Source organism: Pedobacter kyonggii, assembly GCF_004310665.1.
In the GTDB taxonomy this organism is placed as follows: Bacteria; Bacteroidota; Bacteroidia; order Sphingobacteriales; family Sphingobacteriaceae; genus Pedobacter; species Pedobacter kyonggii.
The window spans coordinates 80,773-107,270 of the sequence record NZ_SIXF01000004.1; the positions used below are offsets into that span (position 1 = coordinate 80,773).

Below are 26,498 nucleotides of genomic sequence, written 5' to 3' on the forward strand. Positions count from 1 at the left end.
TATTACAATGAAATTTGTAATATTAGAATTTATAAACAGATTAGGAAACAGGGTGCAATGGCTTTTTACAAACATTACTCATTCGATCTTTGGTTAACGTTGATTAAATCAAATCCAGCGTATAAACAGGAGCGGACACGATATTTTTACCAGAAATTTAATACTAAGCATAAAAATTTAGCAGAAATTGCTGTCATTTTTCGCCAGGTAGATTTAATGGTAAACGCCATTAATGAGCGCACAGGGAAAAATGTAGATGCTGATGAAATGTATTTAATGATCATCAGTATGATCAATGATTACGATTTCAATTTTCATGATGTGGATCTGCTGGAGATTGATCACGACATGGAACAACTGGTTTTTACCCACATGCCTTTGCTGTATAGTGATAGTTCATTAACCGTATTGGAACGGCTTAAATCAACAGGTTTAAGTTCGACCAATATTTTAAGCAATACTGGTTTTATAAAAGGGAAAACCTTAAAAAAAATAATCAGTCATTTGGGGATCGATCAGTTTATCGATTTTCAACTGTATTCTGATGAAGTAAGGATGTCTAAACCCAATAAAGGGTTTTTTCAGTTGATGTTAGATACCATCGATAGGGAAAAACATCCGGAGTTAATGCTAAAAGATGTAATCCATGTTGGCGATAACCCTCATGCTGATGTCCGTGGGGCAGAAGCAATGGGAATTAACAGTATGCTCATCAATTCGAATCACCTATCTATCTCAAACCTACTCTATGATACCGTATAGTTATTCACTCCATAAAATAGACAATACAGTCGATTTTGGCTTTAGTGCCGACGATTACAGTCGCTTTAAGTTTGGCGATGACCTGGTGGCCCGATCTTTCGGAAAAGATTTAGCTGATGGGTTTATCCGATATTATCTGGCGGATAATGTGATTACCGATCAGATTGTGGTGATCTCTAGTCCTTATAGTTTTATTCCAACGGCAACCTTCGCCATGAAAAACTATTTCGTTTGTCAGCTTAACCGTTGGCTGGTCGAAAATGGCGGTTTGGCTGTACAGGAAACCAAAGTGCACAGAACTATCACCTACAAAGAAGATTATGGTGAGTTAAGTGCCGAAGAAAGGCTATCGCTGATTGGGAATGACTCATTCCATATCGATAAAGATTTTCTGGCAGGTAAAACATTATTGTTTTTGGATGATATTAAAATTACCGGAAGCCACGAGCGGATGATCTTAAAAATGGCTAAGGAATATGGTCTAAAGAACGAAATGCACATGCTTTATTTTGCCGAACTGGTCAATAAAAATATTCATCCCAATGTAGAGAACTTCCTGAATTACCATCAGATCAAATCTATTTTTGATCTGGAAGAAATTATCGATAGCGGCAATTTCAGGTTTAATACCCGTATTGTAAAATACATTCTAAATACTACTTCGAGCAGTTTTAATCTATTTTTAGAACGTAGAAGTACGGATTTTATCAATCAGCTTTACGATCTATCCCTGGGGAATAACTACCATGCCATAGAAGCGTATTCTAAAAATTTACATCTTATAAAAGACTATATCAAAAACAACAATTATAAATTAATTTAAATATGGCTATTAATTTGCAAAAGGGGCAAAGAGAGAATATCGATGCTCCTAAATTTACAATAGGTTTAGGTTGGGATACCAACAGCTCTTCAACAGGTTCTGCATTCGATTTAGATGCTTCAATTTTTATACTAAACGATCAGAAAAAACTGATTTCGGACGAAAACTTTGTATTCTACAATAATTTGATTTCTCCAGATGGTTCGGTAGAACATACAGGTGATAACTTAACGGGTGATGGTGATGGCGATGATGAGCAGATCAAAATTGATTTAACCAAAGCTGATGCTAAAGTAAACGAGATCTGTATTGTGGTAACCATCCACGATGCTGACAACAGAAGACAAAATTTTGGCCAGGTTAGAAACTCTTTCATCCGTATTTTTGATGCCGTAACCAATGAGGTGATCTTAAAATACGAATTAGAAGAAGATTTCTCTATCGAAACGGCAGTAGAATTTGGAAGGATTTACAAACGCGAAGGCAAATGGAAATTTGAAGCCGTTGGCGTAGGTATGAAAGGTGGTTTACAGGATTATTTAAACAAATATCAATAATATTATGGCAATCAATCTTCAAAAAGGACAACGTATCAGTCTGGAAAAAAGTAATGGCAGCAAACTTCAGAATGTTTGTGTAGGTATTAACTGGGGCGCCATTGAAAAGAAAGGCCTTTTCGGTTTCGGATCTTCAAAAGAAGCGGTAGATTTAGATGGAAGCTGTGCATTATACAACGAAAACAAACAACTTTTAGAGGTAGTTTATTTCGGTAACTTAAAATCTAAAAACGGTTCTGTAAAACATAGCGGCGATGATTTAACCGGCGATATGGGTGGCGATGATGGCTTAGATAACGAGATCATCACACTTGATTTTTCTCAGTTGGATGCCAATGTAAACTATGTTGCCTTTGTATTGAATAGTTTTAGAGGTCATGATTTTGGTACGATCCCTTTTGCGTCAATCCGCATTTATGAGGGCACAACGAAACGTGTTAACGAGGTTTTTGCTAAATTCGATATTGCTAACGGAGCCAACTTTGCTGGTCACGTATCGATGGTAATGGGCGTTTTTTACAAGAAAAACGGCGAATGGAAATTTAATGCCATTGGCGAACCAACCAAAGATAAAAAACTCGAAGATACCGTTAAAACTGTAACTCAAAACTATTTATAAGCCATAAGGCTGGTAATTAATTTAAACTATGGAAACCAACCCGAACGTTACCCAAGCCCTTACTCCGGTTAAACTGGATAAAGACGGCAATGTGGATCTCGAGAAAATAACCTCAGAAGAAACGCTAAAATACAATGAGATTGGAAAATCGTTAGAACCATCAGATGTAAATTCTATCCTGAATTACGGAAGCGATGCCCAAAACTCAATGGAAAAGTACAGTAACGAGTTTTTATCGTCTGTACGGACCTATAACAGTGGCGAAGTTGGTGGCTTAATTAACGAACTGCTTACCGAACTGAATTATATCGATGTTTCAGAATTGGAGCAAAGCGCGTTTAAAAACTTTATTTCTAAAATACCGTTTTTAAAACGCCTGGTTGTTGATGTGAAAAAACTTTTTCAGAAGTATGATGTTGTGGTGAATAATATTGATAAAATCACCAATAAAATTAAAGCTGGAAGATTAAATTCAATTAAAGACAACAGTTCTCTGCAAACCATGTTCGATAGCAATGTTGGTTACATCCACCAAATGGAAGAACTGATTATTGCCGGGCAGATGAAATACAACGAGCTGAACATCAAACTTGCTGAGATGGAAGGCCGACCAGCCGATTATCAGGATTATGAAATTGCCGATTTAAGGGATTTCATAAGCCGCCTGGATAAAAGACTGGCTGACATGAAAATTGTTCGTTTTATTATGTTGCAATCTTTGGCGCAGATCCGTGTGGTGCAGAACAATAATACTTCAATAGCAGAAAAAGCACAGTCGATTGTATCTACAACTATTCCTGTGTGGAAAAACCAATTGACCATTGCTGTTGCTTTACAAAGGCAAAAAGCCAACGTAGAGATGCAGAAGAAAATTTCGGATACCACAAATACCATTTTGCAGAAAAATGCAGAGATGCTGAAACAAAACAGTATCGATGTAGCCAAAGAGAATGAAAAAACAGTAGTATCTTTGGAAACCTTGAAACGAACCACTTCATCGTTGATTGAAACGCTTAATGAGGTTAAACAGATCCATGAAGCAGGTGCACAGAGCAGAAGGGTGTTGGATGGCGAACTTAAAACTTTGGAAACAGAGTTGAAAAAGAACGTAACGAGGGTGAGTTAATTAAAATATGGATGAATACCGCTTAAATATTATCAAAAAATCAAGCGCAGAGATCAACCGTTTACAGTTGCTCTCTGTGTTTTTTGATGATGAGGTGATTTATAAAATTTATTTAAGAAGCCAGGTTATTCATCAACTTTTTGCCAACAACCAAGAATTAGAGATCGAAAAATTGGATCTTTTCCATCTTCAGTTTACTGATAGTGTGATCGAACTGCTCAAAAAGATTAAAAAGAGCAATGAGAAAAATGTATCGCTTATTTACGATGAAATTGACCTGAACGAAGAGCTTATCGACCGTATGGCAGGTGCGCTTATTGATCAGAAAAGTTTTCAGCATGATAAACAGAAACAATCGTTAAAAGTGAACCTATCGCTGCGGAAACTATTTAGTGTACTTTCTGAGCTCAGTTCCGATTTTCCCTTTTCTAAAAATATCAATGTTTTTAGTTCCAGATACGCAAACGATTTTTACTTCGATCTTACTACAGATCAATTTGCTAAACTGATTGATTTTCAAAGTAAACAGGTTTATACCAATGTTTATGCAACCATCGAGAAAAAATTGATGGGCAAGTTGTGTAAGTACGATTTTCGGACCGAATTTTATATTGGTTTAAAATCGGGCGAACTGGTAATTGAAGTATATAAATTTTTGGATATAGACAGTTATTACCTGTTTTTTCCAAGCCGAAACGTGTTTTTATTCTGCGATTTAACCATTTTGAAAGATTTGGATATGTCTAATAATCTTTCGGAACGGGAACGGATTGTTCAGGAACTGCAATATAAAAACGATAAGCTAAAAAGTAATGCTGCGGTTTTAAAAACGGCCATTCCAAATGAGATTGTTAATTTGTTAGAAGATAGTTACGGTAAAATATCTGATATCAATTTCTTGAACCACCTCAATAATTTCGATGTACAATCGAATATTTTGAAGACAATGTTGAAAACGGATTTGTTTTAGGTTCTAAGGGTGTTTTTCTTGTAAAATCGATCGTTTCGACCTTGGTGTTTCCAAAGGAACTCCTTTGGAGGAGAGATCTTTAGACGTAGCATTCCTAAAAGATTTCTCGACTTCGCTGTGCTGCGCTCGAAATGACGGATGATTGGATTGAGAAATTTCTATGAGAAATCTCTAGGTATATTGTCATTCCCACGCAGGCGGAAATCTTAAAGCACTGGATATTCTTTGTCCTTTGCTCGGGCTTGCCTCGGCTACTAATGAAAAATCGGTACAGGTCCGCTTATAGGTATAAAGGATTGCTGCGCAATTCTTGTAAAAACTTACGGAAATCTCAATTGTGGCAGTATTGAGGCTCTTATCCTTGCTTATCCCCACGCACCCGCTGATCCTGCCTTGGGCTAAGGGGTAATGATAGAAAGGGCACAGATTTTCGTGCTTTTTCCTACGAAAATCTGCTATGCCAGATAGCAGGGGGCAGGTAGCATATTGCAGATGCGGTAATTTGTTTTTTAGTCCTTTCCCTTTCATGGGAAAGGTGCCGATAGGCGGATAAGGGTTAGGCAGATCGGTGGGAATGCGGTCAATAGAAAAAGCCGCAGATCAGGAGAGCTGCGGCTTTTCGTTTTTTCTTCATTCTGAACTTGTTTCAGGATCTATAGGATGCTAAAAAGATGAAATAAATTCAGCATGACGTTTGTCAATTATGGCTTCTTACCAATATTTACCCTGATATTCACTTCAAAATCGCCATCGGTGTAACCACTGATTGCGGAAGTTGCGGTATTGTAATAAGCCATGAAATATAAGGTTGATTTGTAGTTCATGCCAAAACCAACGGTAGCATTCTGTGTGTTATGGTACATGGCCATTACATACAATTTATCGTTGGCAAAATTTGCATTCAAACCGGCATCCCATAAATTATCGTAATTTTTGATGCCCCTGAAAACACCTTTAGGCTCTAGGCTGATTCCGTTAATACCCGATCCCAAAATGAACTTATAACTCACCGCCGAATAAAAAGTTGGTTTATCGGCAAAGTTTAAATCGTCTTTTCTAAAAACTGAACGCATGTTTGGCACGGCACCTTCAACGGTTAAACCTTTCGAAGTATAAGAGATCCCGAAATCGCCGTCTAGATAATAACCCCGATCGTTAAAACGGGCAATGGATGGATCGTTAATATCACTGTTCCTTACGCTGCTTAAATCCAGTTTATCCTGACTTGCACCAAAAGAGATCCCAAAGTTTAATTTCTGATCGTCGCTGTTTAGCGGAAGGTGGTAAGCAAAGGTTCCAACCGCTTTGGTGCGTTGTATACCGCCCGATTTCTCGTTGTAGATGTTTACACCCCAGCCCACTTTGTTCACCTGTTGATCTAAGGTTACACTTTGTGTAATAGGCGCACCTGGAATGTTCGACCATTGTTTGCGGAAACTTCCGTTGATGTTAAAACCTGCATCAATACCCGCCATTGATGGATTTACCAAATAGCGGTTCTGGAAATATTGTGCGTTGAGCGGAAGGATCTGTGCCTTCACGCTGCCTAAAAATAATGTACCGGCTGCAAATAGAAACGTTACGTGACGCATTTGCTTTATTTTTTTTGTAATTGCTCTCATGTCTGTAATTAGTCTCTAATGATGTTGATAAAACCTTTGAATGTGCCGATGCCATTACCGAGATCAATGATGTAGTAATAGGTGCCTTCACTCAACGGGCTACCGTTTATGGTTCCATCCCAATCGTTGGCATAAGTTTGTTTGGTATACAAAACCCGCCCGGCCTTATCGAATATCTTCACGGTATTGTTTGGGTAATAATCGATGTTTTTTACGATAAATTTATCGTTATAACCATCACCATTTGGTGTAACTACCGTACTGGCTTCTAATTTATAATCTTCGGTTACGGTTATCGAAATCGTTTGATCGCTAACACAGCCACTGGCATTGGTTGCCGTTACTTTATAGGTGCCGCTTTGTTTTGGCCTGATGCTTGCTGATGCGGTGTTTTGTCCATTGGTGATTTCGGCACCTGTCCAGCTGTATTGTGTACCGCCAGTTGCAGTTAAAACAAGGGCATCACCTTTAGAAATCGTTACACCTTTATTGCTGCTAATGGAAACCACAGGTAAAGCGTATACAGTTATAGTTGCTGTCCCACTTTGTGCCTGACCGCAATTTGCATCTTTAACACTTACTAAATTATAGGTAAATGTTCCGGCTGCATTACTTGGCGCTGAAACTGTTACCGATGCACTTGCCGCGGTAGTCGTTACCGTTCTACTTGTTCCGCCGTTAATATTGTAGGTAAAAGTATATGGCGCTGTTCCGTTTGCTCCGGTAAAGGTGATGGTTTGAGCGGCTCCGTTTAAGCAGACTGCTGATGTGCCCGCAATGCTTGCTGTAGCGGTTGAGGTAACCGTTAGTTTGAAGGTTTTAGTGGTTTTGTCTACGCCTCCAAAATCTGTTCCGCCATTATCCATTACGGTAACGGTAATATTGGCTACACCACTTACATTGTTTTTTAGATGGTAAGTGATGGTCCCTTTATCGGCTCCATTTGCAGCTACCGTTAATACATCAAACAGGTTGGCGTTATCAGAGGTAACAGAAGGTGTGGTGTTTTGTGCGGTTTCAGGACCGGCAGAAATTCCGGTTAAAGCAATGCTTTGGTTGGCTGGCGAATAACAAACGGCTTGGTTTGTGACAGCATCAATTGTAGGCGCGCCATTGCCGAATAAATATCTTGTTTTAATCGGATAGTGATCGGTTGTGGTAGAACTGTAATTCGTTACCAGGTTTTTAACGGCATCTAAAACCTCGGCCGAGGCTGGAATGTAGTTGAGGTTAAGGCTTTTCGTGATGATCACGTTGTCAATTACAGTATTAAATCCAGCTGTAGATTGTTTCCCAGCTAAACTTAAAGGTAGGGTAACAGGAAAATAATTTACTGCATCTTGGGTGAAATCTGAGTATGAAGTTCCGGTACCTGGCATTGGCGCGATGGTTTTATCGGCATCCAATACGTCGTTAAAATCGCCCAGAATGATTACTTTTTTACCAGCAAGGTTAGCGTCTAACCAATCTTTTAACTGTTTATTCCCGCCTTTTCTGCGGTTATAGGCATCAATCTGATCGGCTGTTGGGCCTGTGTTTGCTTTGGCATGAATCTCGACAAAATAAACGGTATCCAATTTATTGTTGATCTTCACCTGTGCCTGCATCATATAAGGGAAACGGCCTGATGACCAGTTTTTGTAAGGCGTTCCATCTGCACTGGTTGCTGGCACAGCAGGGTTATAGGTGTCTCTTAAAATGCCTAAAGTCGAAATGGGTTTAATCAGATCGGTGCGGTACATAAAGGCCAGTTTCTGCGCCAATGGGTAATCAGCATCGGCTTTATCATCGGCATACGATCCGAACTCACTGAACACCACATTATAGCCTGCTGGTAAAACTGTATTTCTAAACAAAGTAGTATCTACCACCTCAGCTAATCCATAAATATCTGCATTGAGGTTGTTCATGATGGTTTTAACATTGGCGGCCTGTAATACATCGTTCGATGGATCTTGAGCAGGGCTGCCAAACCATTCGATGTTCCAGTTTACGACTTCTAAAGTATTGGCAATATCGAAGGTATTTCCGCTAAGGGCAACGGTTTTATTTGCCGAACCAGTAGTGGCAATGTTTACGTTTCCGGTATAACTGGTATTTACTACGGTTGGTGAAAATTTAGCGTAAACCGTTGGCGAAGTATTGTTGATATCGGCTTTTGGGTAAGTTATTGTACTGGTATATGCTCCGGTACTGGTTTTTGATAAAGTGAAATTGGCCGGAGCGGTTAAAGTTACATCACCCGTTAAGTTGCCTGCAGAGAAACCAAAGCTATTTGCAGCAGAAGTGCTATTAACTGCCTGGAAACCGAAACTAAGGCTTGATGGTGAAGTGGTAATATCAACTGCCGGTGGCGTGTTCGAATTGGTTACCGCAAAATCATCAACCGTCCAACGGCTTGCCGAAGAAGTAGTAGAATTATATACAATGGCTACATAAACTGGTGTGCCCTTGTAGGCCGATAAGTCTATATTGTCAGATTTCGTCCATTTATTGCTACCCGTTTCAGGGAATTTACCATCTAAACTCGTCCATGTGGCCAATGCCGGGCTACCTGAGCCGGTATAGTTTGTCGAGATTTTGAGTTGTAATTTATCTCCTGCGAAAGCAGATCTTGTCCAGAAAGATAAAATGGCGTAGTTAAATGAAGTGATATTTAAGGCTGGTGAGATCAACCAATCCTCATTCAAAATATTGCCGCTCGAATAACCATTAATCTGCAGTGCATTTCCAGCGCTTGCCACGCCTGTTGGATCGGCTGCATCATGGCCGAAAGTAGTGGTGCAACCCCAGGTTTGTGCACCCGTTACACTGTATTGATAAAAACCATCGGATAGTGCAGCACTGCCTACAGTTGTACAGGTTTCAAAGTTGAAAGCCGTTTGGTTAGGATCAACTGCAGGACCGGTTAACGAAAGTGAAACCGAAGTTGCACCCGAGCTTGCATGTAAAATGGCACCTATAGAATTACCCACAACTGTTGGGCGAAATTTAACGTAAACCGTTTGGTTGGTTGACAAATCGGCAACGCTATAACTTAATGTGGTAGAAAAGGTAATATTATCTTTCGAAATAGAATAAGGTGCCGCTGTAGTTAAAGTAGTGGCATTGGTTAAGTTACCTACCGATAATACATAAGTTTTAGCTGCTGAAGTAGTGTTTATAGCCTGATTACTGAAAGCTAAGGTTTTTGGTGTGACAACTAAGTATGGGCCAGACATCGAAGCAGGCTCAGTTACCGAGGCATTTTGCGGATTTGGTGGCCTCAGCACAAAATCTAACGAATTTTCATCGCTATCATATCCATTACCTGCAAATTCTTCTGTGCCGCCAACGCCCATGGTGGTGGCGTTTGAAGTTGAGCTTGCTTTTCTTTCTATTGATGAGGTATTGGTTGTAGCCGGTGCAGGGGCAGTGCCTTCGTAGCCATTTGCGGTTCCAAAACCAACTTTATCAATAATATTTACACTAACTGGGTTGGCACCTGTTTGAGGGGTAACCGAATTGCTTAACAATACTTTTCCAGTTGTACCTGATAAATTAAGTGTACCAGTTTTATCAGGGGTTGGTAAATCTACTGTACCACCTGCGCCTGCTGCCAGTTGGATCAGGTAAAAACCTTTGGGGGCGATAGAACCCGATAAGGTGGTTGCTGCCCAGTTGCCCGTACCTGTAGCACTAGCATACTGAACGCTCCAGCCTGTTAAATCGACAGCTGAAAGGGTTGGATTATATAATTCGATAAAGTCGTTTTTATATGCAGCACCGCTGTTACCACCACCGCCATAAACTTCAGAAATAACCACATGATTGGCGCCAGTTGGCTCTTTAACCGATGAGTTTTGTGGGTTTGGTGCGGTAACTACAAAATCAGTGCTGTTGTTATCTGTATCGTAACCGTTTCCATTAAATTCTTCTGCACCTCCAACCGCTAAAGTAGCCGCCGTTGAAGTAGCACTTGCTTTACGCTCTATAGAAGTGGTGTTGGAAATTAATGGTGTAGGCGCGGTTTCAAAACCTGTTGCGGTTGGACCAAAACCTACTTTATCAACTACAACGGCAGTTGATGGATTCGCGCCAGTTAAAAGGACGTTTGAGCTGCTTAAAATTACTTTTCCGGTGGTGCCCGAAAGGGTTAAAGTCCCGGTTGCATCTGGTGTAGGTAAATTAACGGTTCCACCTGCTCCAACAGCTTCCTGAACCAAATAAAAACTTTTTGCAGGTATACTGCCTGTTAAATCTGTTTTGGCCCAGGTGCCTGTTCCGGCAGCATTTAAATACTGCACGCTCCAGCCTGTTAAATCAACTGCTGTATTACCCGGGTTATATAATTCGATATAATCGTTTTTAAAGGTTGCACCGCTGTTTCCACCACCGCCATAAATTTCTGATATGACAATATGTGTTGGCGCCGCGGGTGGTGTTGTACCCACGCCTGCTGTAGTAATGTTCACTGTGCTTGCTCCAGTGCTCGAAATACTGATATTACCCGATGCTGCGGATGCTGCTGTAGGGTTAAAACGTGCCGAAACCGTGTTGCTTGCAGCAAGCTCAGCCACCGTATAAACTAAAGAAGTGCTATAGGTAACATTATCTTTCGAAAGATAAAAAGGGGGTGTAGTGGTAATATTTACGACATCGGTTAAGCCTGTTGCACTTAGGGTAAAGGTTTGTGCTGTAGAATTGGTGCCTATATTCTGCGAACCAAAATCGAAAGCAGTTTGGTTTACCATTAAAATTGTTGATAGCCCATTTCCGGTTACTGCAACATTAACAGGGGTAGCACCAGCGCTCGTATTGGTAATATTGCCGCTTGCACTGCCAGCAACTGTTGGACTGAAACGCACGTATACCAATGGCGATGCAGCAACCTCGACTGCAGTATAGCTGATGGAATTGCTGAAAGTAGTATTGTCTTTTGAAACAAAGAAGGGCGCTGTAGCATTTACTGAAACGCCTGTCATTAAATTGGCTCCACCTAAAGTGTAACTTTGTGCTGTAGAATTTGAATTAATATTTTGATCGCCAAAAACCAACGAAGTATTTGATGCTGATAAAACCGGCGTAGCTGAAGCACTGCCTTTTGGGGTGATGCTAAAATCGTCTATCGTGTAAATACCGTCGCTTCCTAAATCGTCAGTATCAGTCCAACGGATATAAAGCGTGGCACCATTTGCCCAGGTAATTGCGGTGATGCTCCCCGAAATAGCGGTTTGGTTTGCAGTTAAGTTTCCATCAATACCAGCTGCTGCGGTAGTTGTGGTTAGCTTTTCGTTAATGTCCATGCCGGTAAGTGGTAGCCAGGTGGCCGATACATCGGCAATGCTTGTGGCATTGAAACTGTATTCGAAATTTAGTTTTTCGTTAACCGTAGCTGTTGAACCTGTTCTCCATTGTTCCATCACACCCGATAGATCGATTGAAGTTACGGTTGCACCGGTGTTATTCTGGAATGCAGCACCAAATCTTGGTACCAACGAACCAGAGGCAAGGCTTCCTAACGAACGGTCAGCTGCTCCAGCTGTTCCTGCATTGTAAACGGCGCCAGCATTTGATGAGCTAGTGTAAACCGTTAATGATAATGCCGAACCAACGGTTGCAGCGTTTGTGCCACTAGCTTTAACGGCACTCCATCCAGCAACTGTTGAAGTCCCTGTTGCAGTCATACCGTCAAAATTTTCTGATTTAGCTGTATTTAATGCCGTTAATGAAACTTGGGCAGATAAATAATTGGAGAAAACCAGAAAAAGTAAAATGAGAAGTAAAGGTCTTTTCATATAATAAGTTTTGTTTTACAACAAATGTATATGCAAATGCCTAATTATCAGATTAACTTAATGTTAATTTGAATGATTGTGGAAAAATAAATATAATATAGGGTAATTTTTTGTTTATACAGACGTTAGTGCCTGCTTTGAGAGATCTTTTAGCAGATTAGGAACAGAAAATCGCTAGTACTATTGAAACGGAAAGCCCAAAATCCCGATGTGAAAACCTAGTGTCGACCTATCTTTTGCAATATCCTTAGCATTGGCTGTCATTGCCAGCTTGACTGGCAATCTTAATGCAAGAAGAAAGGTTAATGGGGTACGCGTGAAGCTTTAAGATTAGTTTCGCTGAGCACTTTGTGGTTCTCGTTTTCACGGGAATGACGCAAGAAGAATGGAATTATGTCTGCACGATAGGGAGGACTTAAAGTGTAAAGCAGGGCAGGAGGCCGCCACAGCGAACTAGAACCTTCACTTCAAAAAAAGAACTCTAATATATGCCTGATAAAAAACGTTATATGGCTTTATAATGTAGAAGATCTTACAAATACTCCTCAATATTTCCTTTACCCTCACGGATCACTTCAAACTCGCCCGTAGTACAATCGATTACGGTAGAGGCTTCGTTATCGCCATAACCACCGTCGATTACCAGATCAACCAGGTCTTCGTATTTTTCGTGGATCAATTCCGGATCGGTAGAATATTCAATTACATCATCATCATCCTTTATTGAGGTAGATAGGATAGGATTGCCAAGTTCTTTCACAATGCAGCGTGCAATATTGTTATCGGGTACACGGATACCCACTGTTTTTTTATTGGAACTCAATAACTTGGGTACATTGTTATTCGCATTAAAAATAAAGGTAAACGGACCTGGTAAAGCTTTTTTTAACACCCTAAAGGTGGTATTGTCAATCGGTTTAATGTAGTCCGAAATGTGTTTTAAATCGTGGCAAATAAAAGAGAAATTCGCCTTTTCGGGTTTTATGCCGCGTAAACGGCAGATTTTTTCGATGGCTTTCGGATTGGTGATATCGCAACCCAAACCATAAATTGTATCCGTTGGATAGATGATCAAGCCACCTTTCTTTAACACTTCAACAACTTGTTCAATGGCTCTTTCGTTGGGGTTTTCTGGATAAATCTTAATAAGCATAGCGTAAAAATAACAAATTAATGGTGTCAGTTGTTTAATAATCCTAATCTTTGTACTAACAAAACATACGCTAATCTATTATTATGAGAAAAGCTTTCGTCGCAATTGCTGCATTTTTAATTGCCCTAACCATTATGCTGGGCCTGTACCATCCCTTCTTATGGTGGACATTCATTTTTACTGGTCCTTTTGTAATTCTTGGTATTTACGATTTATACCAGCCCAAGCATAGTATTGTAAGGAACTATCCGGTTTTTGGCCGTTTAAGGTATTTTATGGAAGAGTTGAGGCCGAAAGTGTATCAATATTTCGTAGAAAGCGATACCAATGGTACCCCATATAATAGGTTAAACCGTTCATTAATTTACCAACGCGCTAAAAAAGATAACGATACCATTCCTTTCGGAACGCAGTTAAATGTTTATGATAATGGTTACGAGTGGTTAAGCCATAGTATAGCCGCTATTTCGCACCACGAGTTAAATTTAGATCCACGTGTTATTGTAGGCGGACCAGATTGCAAAAAACCTTATTCGGCCAGTATTTATAATATTTCTGCCATGAGTTTTGGCTCATTAAGTCAGAATGCAATTCTAGCTTTAAACGGCGGTGCTAAAATGGGCAACTTTGCACACAATACCGGTGAGGGTGGCATCAGCGATTATCACCGTCAGCCGGGTGGCGATTTAATCTGGCAGATTGGTACAGGTTATTTCGGTTGCCGTAATGCCGATGGAACTTTCAATTACGATGCCTATGCCGAGCGGGCCAAAACCGATCAGGTGAAAATGATCGAGATTAAACTTTCTCAAGGTGCTAAACCTGGTCACGGGGGCATGCTGCCTGCCAAAAAGGTAACGCCAGAGGTCGCCAGGATCCGTTTAGTGCCCGAAGGTAAAGATGTGTTATCGCCTCCTGCACACTCGGCATTTAATACACCTATCGGTTTGTTGGAGTTTGTTAAGAAACTCCGCGATTTATCTGATGGTAAACCAGTAGGGTTTAAACTTTGTATCGGTCGTAAAAGCGAGTTTTACGCCATTTGTAAAGCCATGGTAGAAACAGGTATTTACCCTGATTTTATTACTGTTGATGGTGGTGAGGGCGGAACAGGTGCTGCTCCACAGGAATTTTCGAATTCTGTAGGCATGCCTTTGCGCGAAGGTGTGGCATTTGTATATGATGTTTTGAATGGTTTTGATCTTAAAAAACACATTAAAATTATCGCCTCGGGTAAAGTGGCAACAGGTTTCGATCTGGTTAAAAATATTGCATTGGGTGCCGATATGTGTAATGCCGCCCGCGGAATGATGTTCGCTTTGGGCTGTATTCAGGCTTTAGAATGTAACAGCAATACCTGCCCAACAGGCGTAGCCACACAAGATCAGAGTTTAATGAAAGGCCTTGTGGTAGAAGATAAAACCGTTCGGGTTAAAAACTTTCATAACCTAACTGTGGCGAGTGCTGTAGAGTTATTGGGGGCTGCGGGTTTAAGAGAAACGCATCAGTTAAGCCGGGCGTATATCAATAGGCGGGTGAGTCCGAGTGTAATGCAAAGTTATTTAGAGAGTTTTCCATATATCCCGGCAGGTAGTTTGTTAAAAACGCCGTATCCAACACGTTACGAGCTGGGTATGGCGCTAAGCACTTCGGCCAGCTTTGCACCAACCGATTATAAGGTTTCGGCGGTAGATTATGCACATGCCAATCCGTATGGAGATAGTATGCATGATGATGGGCGATAACAGCGAAAGATGACTTACGAAGTTTCAATAGGTTGAGCGTCGGCAGAACTTCGGAAGTCTATCATATGGCAACTCATTAGTTTTTTGGAAAGCAAGGGCGGTAGTGCTTAGGTTTGTTCAGCCCTGCTTTTTGCTACAAGTCCTCTCCCGATGAAGAATCACTGTTGTCCGGTTAAAACCTAAACGTACTATAAAATCATTTGAATTAAGCTAAAACAGCCTTTTTAAAGGACTTTAAAAAGGCAAGCCCCCCTTATTTCTTCATTTTTAAAATTCTTAATCAAATCCGGCTGTCCGGAGAAAATTTGATCATAATCCTAATTTTAGCTTTTTAAACTCGTCGTAGCTTCAATATTCATAAAAAAAATATTTCAGTCCCTGAATATTGCAGCCATTTGTAAATCGGCTGTCCGGTTAAAATTTATTAAAAGATTTCTCCGGACAACAGTGATGAAGAATCGGGATGCGGGCTTTCCGCGTCAATCAGGTTTAGGTGGCCAGTAATGAACAGGTATTAACGGATTAATCAGCAAACTCATCCATTCGATCCGTCACCTTGACCTGTAGCGCAGCGGAAAGCTACATAGTAAACCGGGCCTTAAGCGAGCTCACCGAAGGTAATTCATTTCAGGGGCTTGGTAATAATAAGCTAGCATGATAGATACTGAAACAAGTTCAGTATGACGGGATTCGTTCCCTCGATCGTCACCCTGAGTTTATTTCAGGGGCTTAATAATGCAAAAAAAGAAGTCAAGTTTTTTTTAAAACTTGACTTCTTTGATAATGGGCTATTTGTTTTCCCTAAACCCTAAACCCTAAACCCTAAACCCTAAACCCTAAACCCTTCTAAAATTCTGCGTTTTTCGGGAACCTTGGGAAAGCAATTACATCACGGATGTTGGTCATGCCGGTTACGAACAATACCAAACGTTCGAAACCTAAACCAAAACCCGAGTGCGGAGCTGATCCAAAGCGGCGGGTATCTAAATACCACCAAAGCTCTTCCTGTGGAATGTTTAAATCTTCCATGCGTTTGGTTAAACGGTCTAAACGCTCTTCGCGTTGCGATCCGCCAATCATTTCGCCAATACCCGGAAATAAGATATCCATTGCGGCAACAGTTTTTCTGCCTTCAGCATCTGGCTCATTCTGGCGCATGTAGAACGATTTAATATCAGCAGGATAATCGGTTAAGATTACCGGTTTTTTAAAGTGTTTTTCTACCAGGTAACGTTCGTGCTCACTTTGTAAATCAGCACCCCATTCATCAATCAGGTATTTAAATTGTTTCTTCTGGTTCGGCTTAGAAGACTTTAAAATCCTGATCGCCTCCGTATACGTTAAACGTTCAAACTCATTGGCTAAACAGAAATCTAGTTTCTCTAATAAGCTAAATTCGCTGCGCTCATTCTGCGGTTTTTGTTTGTCCTCTTCAGCCAAACGGGTATTTAAGAATTCTAATTCATCTTTGCAGTTGTCTAAAGCATATTTAATTACATACTTCATCATATCTTCTGCAAGCTGCATGTTATCTTCTAAATCGGCAAAGGCAACTTCTGGCTCAATCATCCAGAACTCGGCCAGGTGTCGTGTTGTATTTGAGTTTTCTGCCCTAAAAGTAGGGCCGAAAGTATAAATCTGTCCGAAAGCCATTGCCGCTAACTCACCTTCCAACTGACCAGATACGGTTAAGTTGGTTGCACGGGCAAAGAAATCTTGCGAGAAATCTACCTTACCATCTTCTGTACGTGGTGTATTGTCGAAATCTAAAGTGGTTACTTTAAACATTTCGCCGGCACCTTCTGCATCACTTGCGGTAATTACAGGCGTATGCATATACACAAAACCACGTTCGTTGTAGAATTGGTGAATGGCAAATGCCAAAGCATGACGCACTTTAAAAACGGCATTAAAAGTATTGGTACGGAAACGCAGGTGTGCAATTTCGCGTAAAAACTCTAAACTGTGTTTCTTTGGTTGTAATGGGAATTTTTCAGGATCGCTATCACCCAAAATTTCTACACTTGTTGCCTTAATCTCTACAGTTTGTCCTTTGCCAAGCGATTCGATCAATTTACCTGTTGCCGAAATGGCCGCACCAGTAGTTATTCTTTTTAACAGCTCATCAGGTAAATTACTAAAATCGATCACAACCTGGATATTGCTCATGCAAGACCCGTCATTTAATGCAATAAACTGATTATTACGGAAAGTTCTAACCCATCCCATAACCGTTACTTCTGTGTCAAATGCTGTCGACTTTAATAAATCTTTAATTTGCTGTCTCTTAATCATATTGTTATTTGTAAAAGGCGCAAATTTAGAAAAAAAAATGTATCAGTTGGCAGTTTTCAGTGCACAGTTTTCAGTTTTTTAGCTAGCGGCTCACTCCAAGCTCCAAACGCTTAACTCCGAACTATTACTGTTGTTGCTGCTGGATGGCTTCCATATATTGTTGATAGCTATTTTGTGTTCTTGCCGTGGTTATTGTTCCGGATGGTTTAGTGTAATTCACTTCTTTTGGCTGAAAATAAGTTTCATTATCATTAAAATCTTCATCATTATAACCTACTGATACGTTAACTTCCATAATATGCTCGAAACCACCTTTGTAAACACCTTTTACTGGCGAGCAATCGGTAAAATTGCGGCCTACTGCCAGGCGCACATGGTTTTCGTTGGCTATACAGTTATTGGTAGGATCTAAGCCCAGCCAGCCGTACTCGGGTAAATATGCCTCGGCCCAGGCATGGGTTGCCCCTTCACCTCGCATACCATCTCTATTGGGGCAGATGTAGCCGCTTACATAGCGCGCAGGAATACCGGTTAAACGCAGCATCGCGGTTAATACATGGGCAAAATCCTGACAAACTCCAGCTTTAAGCTTTAAAATTTCTTCAATAGTGGTATCAACTGCCGTTACTCCTTTAATGTATTCGAAATTATTGAACACATGAGCGCAGTATTTTATAGCGGTTTGATAAGGCGTATCTTCAGTGCTCTTAATGTTCAAAGCTGTTTCTTTTAATTGAACAATACCATCAAAACTTTCCTGTCTTAAATAATCAATATATGGTACTTCAAATTTTAGGGCGTTTAAACTGTTCCACTGCTCGCTGCTAAACATATCGTCTTGCGGCAATGGCTTCGGGAAGGTTTCTACGCTTACTTTCGAAAAGATTTTCAGTTGGGTATGCGGCTCATTTTGGGTAAAAGTGCCTACCTCGTTGCCGTAATAATCGATAAAGATTTCAATTTCCGGGCTTCCGGAGATATTCAGGTCGTGTTTAACCACCTTTTGAAAATCATCCTTAATCGGGAATAAAATAATCTGATTTGCACTATCGCGAACAGGCAACTCGTATTTGTAATTGGTGATATGTTTGATTTTGAAAATTGGCATATTGGTTTTTATTATTATAGGTTACAGCAGGTGAAAAGATAAGTGCAGATCATAAATCAATAAAAGAATAGTATCTGTGTTGATCTGTGCTCATCTGTGGTTAAAAATTTATGAATTTGCGAAATAATATTCATTTAACAGGTTTCCGATGCCGAAAAGTTCAGCCCTGATCTCTGTAAGGTAATGGTGCAACTGCTCTTCGTTCATGGTATTTACCGAACTATAGGTAATCATGCTTTTTAAACGCCCTATTTTAAAAGATAAGTTGTTGTAATGTTCGATATTGCTTTCGCTCTTTAACCGGTTAAAATATCTTTCAATATTGTTCATGGCATACAGTACCGACCGAGGAAAATCATTGTTGAGCATCACTAATTCGATGATGTTTTTTGCATCGAAACCTTGCCTGTAAGTTTTTAGGTATAGTTCATACCCACCTAATGATAGCAATAAATGTTTCCAGTAGGATATATCCGTCAGCAGATCTGGATTGCTGCTTATCGAACTGAATTTAATATCGAGAATATCGACTGACTGTATGCTTCTCTCCAGGTGTTTGCCAATATTCATAAAACTTCTGCTTTCTCCGCGCTCCATCACACTGTCGGCAGTTCCGTTGTATAACATTACCTGTTTAATCAAGACATCGAAGGCTGTAACCGGGTCATCTTTCTGTACGTACCACAATAATTTCTCGTCTTTTACCGCATGGTAATATTCGTTTAAACACTGCCATAAATCTTTAGGGATGTGTTCCTGAACACTCCGAGCATTTTCCCGTGCTAGGGTAACGATGTTTAAAATTGAATTTTGATTCTCGCGGTTTAACAAGAGGTATTCTATTACGGCACGGCTATCGTGCTGGATATTCAATAATTCATTTTCGTCATCCGACGAAAAAATCCTGATTACGGGCTTCCATGTAAATTCCTGTATGGTATCTTGTGAGGAAGCATAATTTGTTTTTAACATGCGCAGCATACCATCACTGCGCTCAACATATCTGCTTAGCCAATATAAGCTTGATGCAACTCTACTTAACATATTCTGTATTCTAAGAAGTTAAAACCCATGTATCTTTACTGCCGCCACCCTGCGAGCTGTTTACGACCAGCGAACCTTCTTTTAAAGCTACTCTGGTTAAGCCGCCCGGCACAATTGAAATGCCATCTGGTCCGTTTAAAGCGAAAGGGCGAAGATCGATTCTGCGCGGAGCCAGTTTTCCGTTAATAAAACACGGGGCAGAAGACAGGCTGATGGTAGGTTGGGCAATAAAATTGCGTGGATCTTTCAATACTTCAATTTTATATTCTTCCGTTTCCTGCTCGCTGGCAGCGTGCCCCATTAACATGCCATATCCACCACTTCCATTGGTTTTTTTAATTACCATCGTATTGATGTTCGCAAAAACATAATCCAGCTCATCTTTATTGCTGAGCTGGTAGGTGGGCACATTCTTTAGAATGGGTTCTTCGTTCAGGTAATACCTGATCATATCTGGTACATAGGTATAAACGGCTTTGTCGTCGGCTACGCCATTGCCTATTGCATTAATAATGGCTACGTTCCCTTTGCGATAGGCACCCATTAGGCCAGCAACGCCCAGAACGCTGTTCGGATTAAAAACCAGTGGATCAAGATAGTCGTCATCTACACGGCGATAAATCACATCAACCTGCTGCAGGCCTGTGGTGGTTTTCATAAACACCTTTTGGTTTTTAACCACCAGATCACGGCCTTCTACCAGTTCCACCCCCATTAAACGGGCAAGGGTAGTGTGTTCGTAATACGCAGAATTATACATGCCCGGGCTTAACAGTACAATGGTTGGGTTCGAAACGGCTCTGGGAGAGAGGCTCATTAAATTTTTATATAATATGGCAGGGTATTCGGTTACACTTCTTACGCCGCACTGCGGAATAAGGTCGGGAAATAACCTTTTGGTGATTTCCCTGTTCTCGAGCATATAGCTCACCCCCGAAGGTGTTCGCAGGTTGTCTTCCAACACATAAAATGTTCCGTCATGATCCCTTATCAGGTCTATCCCTGCAATATGGATATAGATATCGTGTAATACATTTACATTGTGCATCTCTCTTAAAAAATGCGGACAAGAATAAATTACATTTATAGGTACAATCTGGTCTTTTAAGATAAATTGATTGCTATAAATGTCTTTTAAGAAAAGATTCAGCGCTTTTAGTCGTTGTTTTATTCCTTTTTCTATAAAACTCCACTCTGTTGAAGTGATAATTCTCGGGATAATATCAAAAGGAAAGATTTTTTCGATGCCTTCGCCGCTATCATATACCGTAAAGGTAATGCCCTGGCTCATGAACAGCTTTTTAGCCAATTCTTCCTTTTTGTTCAGGTTATCGAGAGATTCTTTAGAGAAATTATTGATGAAGTTTGAATAATGATCCCGGTAACGATCGCTATTTAAGAACATTTCATCATAAGTTTTGGGATGATTTAAGTAATTTTTTATAAAATCTTCTATCATTTTGCTTAAATATTTCCTTAAATTATGATTTTGTAAGTAAAAAACTAATGTTTTTGTATAAAAAATTAATTTTTATATGATTTATATCTGTTTAATTAATTTTTTACGTATGTATTTTAGTGTTTTATGTGTTTTTTATTGAAATATTTAAAATTTTTAATAAAAATACTTGCTAATATGAATAAAGTTTGTACTTTTGTAATGCTCGTTAATTATTATTATATATTTGGTTTAAAAAAAGCGCTGGCAACGGCGCTTTTTTTACGAAAACATCAAGACTTATTCATAATCAACATAAACTAAACAATCCAAACCAGAAAGCTTCAGTAAAAACTGGAGCTTTTCTTTTTATTATTGGTCCTCAATCTCGATCCGATAGCAATCGGATGAAGCGTAGTAAAATGCAGCGTTCTTAAAGAAAAGTCGTCATTGCGAGAAGGCTTTTTCAGCCGACGAAGCAATCTTACAACTATGGATTGTAGCGATCGTAAGATTGTTTCGTCGTTCCTCCTCGCAATGACGATCCCTCATAGAAATTCTAAGTGCATAAAAAAAAGCTATCCTGATTTTAATCGGGATAGCTTTTTAATATATGTTTTGTTGTTGTTATTCTTCTGAATAGGTGATTTTGTTCACATGTTTATCAATTTCCCATCTTCCTGTTCCCTCTTCGCCAATTACTTCGAATAATTCTAATGCCCTGCGTGCTTTGTATTCTTCTTCGCGTTGCTCTTTCAAGAACCAGTTCAAGAATTCCATAGTTACAAAATCCTGCTCTTTATGGCATTTAGAGGCTAGGTTTTTAAAACTTTGGGTAATGGCGATTTCTGCTTCTAAAGCATCTTCGAAAACTTCTCTAAATCCTGCAAATTCAGTTTTGATGCCAGAAACTTCTGGGGATATTGCGTTTCCGCCCATATCCAAAACATATTTGAACAATTTTAATTGGTGTACTCTTTCTTCTTCAGATTGCTTTAAGAAATAATCTGCTGAAAAATCGAATCCATTTTGGTCACACCAAGATGACATTGATAAATATAGTGATGAAGAGTGAGCTTCTTTTTTGATCTGCTGATTTAATAATGTTTCGATATCCTGTGATATTAAACATTTAATGCGCATTAAGTCTTTCATAATTTTCTTTGCTTAACTAATGATACAAAGGTAACATCAAATTAACCATATTGTGTGATTTATTTGCTATATGAAATTAGTCTAAATTGCTGATAATTAGTTATTTGTAATCAGTTTAAATAAGCTGGGAAGAAGAGTGGAGGATTTAAGATGGATGATGGGAAATGTATAAATAACGCGAAACGGATAGTACTTGAGGATCAGAAGGATAATGGGAGGTTCATTGCCAATAATTAATAAACAATGAAACAATGACGAATAGCGAAATAGAAAAATTGCAAATGAAGATATTGAATAACTAATGTATCAATAGCGATAGGAGTTGAGAGTTTTCAGCTATCAGTGAATTTCAAGGAAATAAATCTCCTCAGATTATCGTCATTCCTCCTCGCAATGACGATTCTTCTATAAGAATCTGTCAACGGTAGATTATCTCAGGATCTTCCCGGCATGATAGATACTGAAACAAGTTCAGTATGACGCACCGAATGGAATAGCCTACCAATTTCTACGGTTAACCAATTATTCTGACCATTAAGAAGTGGATCAAGCGGAAAAGTTGGGGGAGTTAAACTCTAGGCATATATTTTCGATAATCTGAATAAGAAAAACTTAATATCCCTTACACCTCTCGATGTTGCTCTAAAGGCTTTGATCTTGGCATTGAAAGATTCTGCAGCGGCATTTGTAGCCCTGTTAATAAAGAAGTTAAGGATATACAGGTAATGCGATTGAATTGATCTGGCAACAGTCCTAAAGGAATCAATTCCGCATGCTTCTACCTGATTATACCAGATTGCCAATCTTTTAAAGGCCTGTTCCTTACTTTTGCACCCCCTGAATATATCTCCCAATTTTTGGGCAATATTATATGCATTCTTTAATTTGGGATACCTTTGGAAAAGTAGCTCTGCCCTAAGTTCTTGATTCCGTGTCCATTTCGAGGGATGCTTAAACAGAAGATACCTGCTCCGCGCCAGCAATTGCTTTAATGTATCTCCATTAGCCAACACTTCAGGATGGTAAGCAGTTTTGTTCTTTTTTGCCGTTGCAATATCCTCATTTTCTGCATCGATAGCCTCCCAACGATACTTTATCCTAACTTCCTGAACCGCATCATAAGCCAATTTCTGAACATGGAAACGATCAATTACCCGATGCGCGTTTACAAAACACCGTTTTATGGCCAATTGCATGTTGGCAGCCATATCCATGGTTACTTCCCGTACCCGTTTTCTCAGTCTTTCGGGAATCTTTTTCAGTACAGATATAATGTTTTCGGCCACCGTACCCTTGATCATCGCTACAATAGCACCCTTTCTACCTTTGGCTTCCTTATTGGTTACAATAGTATAAAGCTCTCCATTGGATAAAGCTGTTTCATCAATACTGAGCCTGGGGCTCACATTCTTTACAAAAAGCATCCAATCATTCGCATGCGCTTTCTGATCCCAACTACTATAGTCACTGATATGCTCTTTATATTGCTCCTGGAGCTGTTTGCCGTCTATTTGGAAATAATGCCCTAAATGATAGCAGCTAATGGGATGGTTATCCAAATATTCCTTTTAAAAAAAGACCGAATTCCGTAGTCATCCGAGCCCCTTTTCTTACTAAATCCCAATCTCTACTGATGATATTGCCAGTCTTTTTTACGGTCCATCTACGTCTCCTGATACGTAAGGCAACTTTTTGTCCACGGATAGGGAAATCCTGGATGGCAACTTCCGGAAGAAAGCCCTTTGATTCGAGCTCAGTTATCTGGTAGCCAGAGGGAGCTATATTCTTCTCTTCCAGATAGATCTGAAGCTCTTTTGACTCTTTTTCGACTTTGAGTATTTCGAAATAATCCAGAATGCCTTCTGGTAATAAAAAACTGATAAGGGCTTGTTCGGCTTGGTTCAAGGGAATTTGCAATTGTTATAAACTACAAAAGAAACAAATTATTCGATTCCCCCCAACTTTTCCGCTTGATCCTAAGAAGTTAAGAAAATTAAGGTTTGAGCGATGTTTATGTGCAATTGTGGACATAAACCATGTATTATCAAATTACAATCCTTTAGGCGATTTGAACACAATTAACCGATTAACCAATCTGAGCTTACCAATAAACTAATGGCCAATAAACTAATAAACTAATCTATAAAGACAGTCGCTGATGAGGTGATTTAGTTTGAACATGGTAAAAGTGCCTTGCAACAAATCTTTTAAAGCGATAATTTCTAAGGCACTTAATAAATAGATGTGCTCGCAACCATTAAAGGTAACCAGTTCGAAATCGGCTTTGTGGGTGTTTAAAAGGAGTGCTTCAATATCAATATCTTCTACAACCTTTTTTAATTTTTGAAGCGACAGGCAATTAAAGCGTGCAAACTTACCGCCAAAATCTACATAAAAGCAGTTTAATTTATCTGATTGATAAATAGAACCATGGGTATTTGAGAATACGTTAACCAGTTCATTAATATCGATACACGCTTTTTCCATCGGTTACAAAAATTGGCATTATTTAGATTAAATACAAATAAAAACGAAAATAAATTTGAAAAGGGTTTGTTGTAGAGCGTTTGGTGGATCCAAAATAAAAGAGCTATAAAAACATTATATGCATTAGTTTGCTATTGGTAGAAGAAAAAAAAGTGGTTTAATTGTTAGAACGTAGTAATTTATAAATGGCCCGTTTAAAAGAAATGAGCTACAATGATCTTATATTCCTTAAATGGTAAACAGCTGAATCGGGTACATAACTTAGTTGTCAGAAAGTATAATGAACCATATAAGCAATGTAAGGAAATATAAGGCGTCATTAGGCAGAACATCAAGCCGATTTATATAGGTTATTCATGTATAAGCTATTCGCTAACAATTGATCTTAAAAACCATGTGGTGATACAAACCGTCCATAAATTGTTTTTCATTTTGAATAACAAAGCCCATATTCTGGTAAAGTTTTAATGCCCGGTCATTGTTTTGTTCTACCAATAAGCCGATGTTGTGGTGGCCAAGTTGTTTAGCCCAATCAATTCCTGCTTTAATGAGCTGTTTTCCTATTCCCTTCCCCTGAGTATTCGGATTAACACTAATGGTATCGAGGTAAAATTCCCCGCTTTGGGTTTCGGTGCCTGGATTGTTGTTATTGGCCTGGTAATGCTCAGCCAGGTACGCTAAAAATGGCTGGCGAAGCTTTAAGAGTTTTCCGCCATCATAGGCATTTAAAGATCCTAGAATTTTGCCCTCATCTTCAAAAACCAAGGTGTTTTCGTAACTGTATTGGTTGTTCTTTTGTTGGAAAAAATGTTTAAAGATCCGATTAATGATTTCATCATCTTCAACATTGGTTAATTTCTTAGCCAGCTTGCCCATCGCCTGGATAATCAACGGTACCACTTCTTCTGCATCTGCAGGTTTGGCTGGTCTGATCATTTAAATATCACTTAGGTTAAAGGTATCTGCTACGCGGATTCCTTTTTCTGTTCTTTGTAAAGTGCAGCATTCATTAACTGGATCATGCTCGAGGTATAATATATAGTTGTTGTTTACCGCTTCTTCTAAAAATGCCTGTTTCTCGGTCAATGTTTTTAATGGGAACATATCGTAGGCCATTACATAGGGTAGGGGGAGGTGGCCTACTGAAGGTAAAAGATCGGCCATATACACGATGGTTTTCCCCTTGTAATTAATTTTGGGCAACATCATGGCATCGGTGTGACCATAGGCAAAACTGATATTGATATTTTTCTGCCATTCGATATTTTCTTTTTCCTCCACAAATTTAAGCTGCCCGCTTTCCTGGATCGGCATGATATTTTCTTTTAAGAAAGAGGCTTTTTCCCTTGCATTTGGTTCTATCGCCCATTGCCAATGTTTTTCATTACTCCAATAATGTGCATTTTTAAAGGCTGGTATCAGTTTCTCGTTTTCTCTTACTATCGCCCCACCAACATGATCGAAGTGCAGGTGTGTAAGGAAAACATCAGTAATATCGGCTGTACTAAAACCCAAATGCGCCAGCGATTTTTCCATCGAATCATCCCCATGCAAATAATAATGACTGAAAAACTTTTCATCCTGTTTATTTCCAATCCCGGTATCCACTAAAATCAATTGATTACCCTCTTCAATTAAAAGGCAGCGCATGGCCCAGGTGCAAAGATTATTCGCATCAGCAGGGTTGGTTTTTTGCCAGATGGCCTTGGGTACAACGCCGAACATAGCGCCACCATCTAATTTAAATAAGCCTGTGTTTATGGTGTGGAGTTTCATTTTTGTAGTATCAAGTAATTAGTATCGAGTAATTAGTATCG

20 protein-coding genes are annotated in these 26,498 nt (G+C 39.5%); 7 read left to right on the forward strand and 13 right to left on the reverse strand.

Going from position 1 to position 26,498, the window contains the following annotated elements; genetic code table 11:
* Positions 1 to 57 precede the first annotated feature (57 nt).
* From EYS08_RS06130 to EYS08_RS06155, 6 genes are read left to right on the forward strand one after another with little or no spacing between them, the layout of a single operon-like run.
* Positions 58 to 762, forward strand: coding sequence for an HAD family hydrolase (locus tag EYS08_RS06130; protein ID WP_131029159.1), 705 nt, complete (start codon positions 58 to 60; stop codon positions 760 to 762).
* On the forward strand, positions 749 to 1,585 hold the full coding sequence (locus tag EYS08_RS06135) for a phosphoribosyltransferase family protein (protein WP_131029161.1): 837 nt from the start codon (positions 749 to 751) through the stop codon (positions 1,583 to 1,585). Before EYS08_RS06130 ends, EYS08_RS06135 begins: the two co-directional genes overlap by 14 nt.
* Positions 1,586 to 1,587: 2 nt before the next feature.
* Entirely contained in the window at positions 1,588 to 2,142 is a 555-nt protein-coding gene (locus tag EYS08_RS06140) for a TerD family protein (RefSeq protein WP_131029163.1), read from the forward strand.
* A 4-nt stretch (positions 2,143 to 2,146) separates the two neighbouring features.
* On the forward strand, positions 2,147 to 2,761 hold the full coding sequence (locus tag EYS08_RS06145) for a TerD family protein (protein WP_116251228.1): 615 nt from the start codon (positions 2,147 to 2,149) through the stop codon (positions 2,759 to 2,761).
* Between the two features lie 28 nt (positions 2,762 to 2,789).
* A complete protein-coding gene (locus tag EYS08_RS06150; RefSeq protein ID WP_131029164.1) occupies positions 2,790 to 3,887 on the forward strand; it encodes a toxic anion resistance protein in 1,098 nt (365 codons plus the stop codon).
* 7 nt (positions 3,888 to 3,894) lie between these two features.
* On the forward strand, positions 3,895 to 4,857 hold the full coding sequence (locus tag EYS08_RS06155; RefSeq protein ID WP_131029166.1) for a hypothetical protein: 963 nt from the start codon (positions 3,895 to 3,897) through the stop codon (positions 4,855 to 4,857).
* Between the two features lie 701 nt (positions 4,858 to 5,558).
* Here the strand turns inward: EYS08_RS06155 and EYS08_RS06160 are convergent.
* The 3 genes from EYS08_RS06160 to EYS08_RS06170 all read right to left on the reverse strand — a co-directional run bounded on the left by EYS08_RS06160 (position 5,559) and on the right by EYS08_RS06170 (position 13,409).
* Positions 5,559 to 6,449, reverse strand: coding sequence for a PorP/SprF family type IX secretion system membrane protein (locus EYS08_RS06160; protein ID WP_165456388.1), 891 nt, complete (start codon positions 6,447 to 6,449; stop codon positions 5,559 to 5,561).
* Positions 6,450 to 6,487: 38 nt separating this feature from the next.
* Positions 6,488 to 12,256: a lamin tail domain-containing protein gene (locus EYS08_RS06165; RefSeq protein WP_131029170.1), complete on the reverse strand. Its 5,769-nt coding sequence runs from the start codon at positions 12,254 to 12,256 to the stop codon at positions 6,488 to 6,490.
* A gap of 532 nt (positions 12,257 to 12,788) precedes the next feature.
* Complete coding sequence (locus EYS08_RS06170; RefSeq protein WP_086545539.1) at positions 12,789 to 13,409, reverse strand: L-threonylcarbamoyladenylate synthase; 621 nt, start codon at positions 13,407 to 13,409, stop codon at positions 12,789 to 12,791.
* Between the two features lie 83 nt (positions 13,410 to 13,492).
* On the opposite strand from EYS08_RS06170, the gene EYS08_RS06175 reads away from it, so the two are divergent.
* A complete protein-coding gene (locus EYS08_RS06175; RefSeq protein ID WP_131029171.1) occupies positions 13,493 to 15,154 on the forward strand; it encodes an FMN-binding glutamate synthase family protein in 1,662 nt (553 codons plus the stop codon).
* A gap of 846 nt (positions 15,155 to 16,000) precedes the next feature.
* Here the strand turns inward: EYS08_RS06175 and asnS are convergent.
* The 10 genes from asnS to EYS08_RS06225 form a co-directional block, all read right to left on the reverse strand.
* Positions 16,001 to 17,449: an asparagine--tRNA ligase gene (asnS, locus tag EYS08_RS06180; RefSeq protein WP_131029173.1), complete on the reverse strand. Its 1,449-nt coding sequence runs from the start codon at positions 17,447 to 17,449 to the stop codon at positions 16,001 to 16,003.
* A 124-nt stretch (positions 17,450 to 17,573) separates the two neighbouring features.
* Positions 17,574 to 18,557 (reverse strand): transglutaminase family protein, encoded by a 984-nt coding sequence (locus EYS08_RS06185; protein WP_131029174.1) that lies wholly within the window; start codon positions 18,555 to 18,557, stop codon positions 17,574 to 17,576.
* 108 nt (positions 18,558 to 18,665) lie between these two features.
* Positions 18,666 to 19,601: an alpha-E domain-containing protein gene (locus EYS08_RS06190; protein ID WP_131029176.1), complete on the reverse strand. Its 936-nt coding sequence runs from the start codon at positions 19,599 to 19,601 to the stop codon at positions 18,666 to 18,668.
* 10 nt (positions 19,602 to 19,611) lie between these two features.
* Positions 19,612 to 21,060, reverse strand: a complete 1,449-nt coding sequence (locus EYS08_RS06195; protein ID WP_131029178.1) for a circularly permuted type 2 ATP-grasp protein — start codon at positions 21,058 to 21,060, stop codon at positions 19,612 to 19,614.
* Positions 21,061 to 21,666: 606 nt separating this feature from the next.
* Positions 21,667 to 22,194, reverse strand: a complete 528-nt coding sequence (locus EYS08_RS06200) for a ferritin (RefSeq protein ID WP_057934873.1) — start codon at positions 22,192 to 22,194, stop codon at positions 21,667 to 21,669.
* 575 nt (positions 22,195 to 22,769) lie between these two features.
* Entirely contained in the window at positions 22,770 to 23,753 is a 984-nt protein-coding gene (locus EYS08_RS06205; RefSeq protein ID WP_244215866.1) for an ISAon1 family transposase, read from the reverse strand.
* Positions 23,746 to 24,099: an ISAon1 family transposase N-terminal region protein gene (locus EYS08_RS06210; protein WP_131029180.1), complete on the reverse strand. Its 354-nt coding sequence runs from the start codon at positions 24,097 to 24,099 to the stop codon at positions 23,746 to 23,748. Before EYS08_RS06210 ends, EYS08_RS06205 begins: the two co-directional genes overlap by 8 nt.
* A gap of 222 nt (positions 24,100 to 24,321) precedes the next feature.
* The gene (locus tag EYS08_RS06215) at positions 24,322 to 24,681 is read right to left on the reverse strand and encodes a hypothetical protein (protein WP_029275814.1); all 360 of its coding nucleotides are present in this window, start codon (positions 24,679 to 24,681) and stop codon (positions 24,322 to 24,324) included.
* A 372-nt stretch (positions 24,682 to 25,053) separates the two neighbouring features.
* Positions 25,054 to 25,617, reverse strand: a complete 564-nt coding sequence (locus EYS08_RS06220; protein ID WP_131029182.1) for a GNAT family N-acetyltransferase — start codon at positions 25,615 to 25,617, stop codon at positions 25,054 to 25,056.
* The gene (locus EYS08_RS06225; RefSeq protein ID WP_131029183.1) at positions 25,618 to 26,457 is read right to left on the reverse strand and encodes an MBL fold metallo-hydrolase; all 840 of its coding nucleotides are present in this window, start codon (positions 26,455 to 26,457) and stop codon (positions 25,618 to 25,620) included.
* Positions 26,458 to 26,498 lie beyond the last annotated feature (41 nt).

What these genes read in the sequence shown, in the direction of transcription:
- EYS08_RS06130 (WP_131029159.1), top strand. Translation starts at nt 58, where the DNA reads ATGGCTTTTTACAAACATTACTCATTCGATCTTTGGTTAACGTTGATT.
- EYS08_RS06135 (WP_131029161.1), top strand. Translation starts at nt 749, where the DNA reads ATGATACCGTATAGTTATTCACTCCATAAAATAGACAATACAGTCGAT.
- EYS08_RS06140 (WP_131029163.1), top strand. Translation starts at nt 1,588, where the DNA reads ATGGCTATTAATTTGCAAAAGGGGCAAAGAGAGAATATCGATGCTCCT.
- EYS08_RS06145 (WP_116251228.1), top strand. Translation starts at nt 2,147, where the DNA reads ATGGCAATCAATCTTCAAAAAGGACAACGTATCAGTCTGGAAAAAAGT.
- EYS08_RS06150 (WP_131029164.1), top strand. Translation starts at nt 2,790, where the DNA reads ATGGAAACCAACCCGAACGTTACCCAAGCCCTTACTCCGGTTAAACTG.
- EYS08_RS06155 (WP_131029166.1), top strand. Translation starts at nt 3,895, where the DNA reads ATGGATGAATACCGCTTAAATATTATCAAAAAATCAAGCGCAGAGATC.
- EYS08_RS06160 (WP_165456388.1), bottom strand. Translation starts at nt 6,449, where the DNA reads ATGCGTCACGTAACGTTTCTATTTGCAGCCGGTACATTATTTTTAGGC.
- EYS08_RS06165 (WP_131029170.1), bottom strand. Translation starts at nt 12,256, where the DNA reads ATGAAAAGACCTTTACTTCTCATTTTACTTTTTCTGGTTTTCTCCAAT.
- EYS08_RS06170 (WP_086545539.1), bottom strand. Translation starts at nt 13,409, where the DNA reads ATGCTTATTAAGATTTATCCAGAAAACCCCAACGAAAGAGCCATTGAA.
- EYS08_RS06175 (WP_131029171.1), top strand. Translation starts at nt 13,493, where the DNA reads ATGAGAAAAGCTTTCGTCGCAATTGCTGCATTTTTAATTGCCCTAACC.
- asnS (WP_131029173.1), bottom strand. Translation starts at nt 17,449, where the DNA reads ATGATTAAGAGACAGCAAATTAAAGATTTATTAAAGTCGACAGCATTT.
- EYS08_RS06185 (WP_131029174.1), bottom strand. Translation starts at nt 18,557, where the DNA reads ATGCCAATTTTCAAAATCAAACATATCACCAATTACAAATACGAGTTG.
- EYS08_RS06190 (WP_131029176.1), bottom strand. Translation starts at nt 19,601, where the DNA reads ATGTTAAGTAGAGTTGCATCAAGCTTATATTGGCTAAGCAGATATGTT.
- EYS08_RS06195 (WP_131029178.1), bottom strand. Translation starts at nt 21,060, where the DNA reads ATGATAGAAGATTTTATAAAAAATTACTTAAATCATCCCAAAACTTAT.
- EYS08_RS06200 (WP_057934873.1), bottom strand. Translation starts at nt 22,194, where the DNA reads ATGAAAGACTTAATGCGCATTAAATGTTTAATATCACAGGATATCGAA.
- EYS08_RS06215 (WP_029275814.1), bottom strand. Translation starts at nt 24,681, where the DNA reads ATGGAAAAAGCGTGTATCGATATTAATGAACTGGTTAACGTATTCTCA.
- EYS08_RS06220 (WP_131029182.1), bottom strand. Translation starts at nt 25,617, where the DNA reads ATGATCAGACCAGCCAAACCTGCAGATGCAGAAGAAGTGGTACCGTTG.
- EYS08_RS06225 (WP_131029183.1), bottom strand. Translation starts at nt 26,457, where the DNA reads ATGAAACTCCACACCATAAACACAGGCTTATTTAAATTAGATGGTGGC.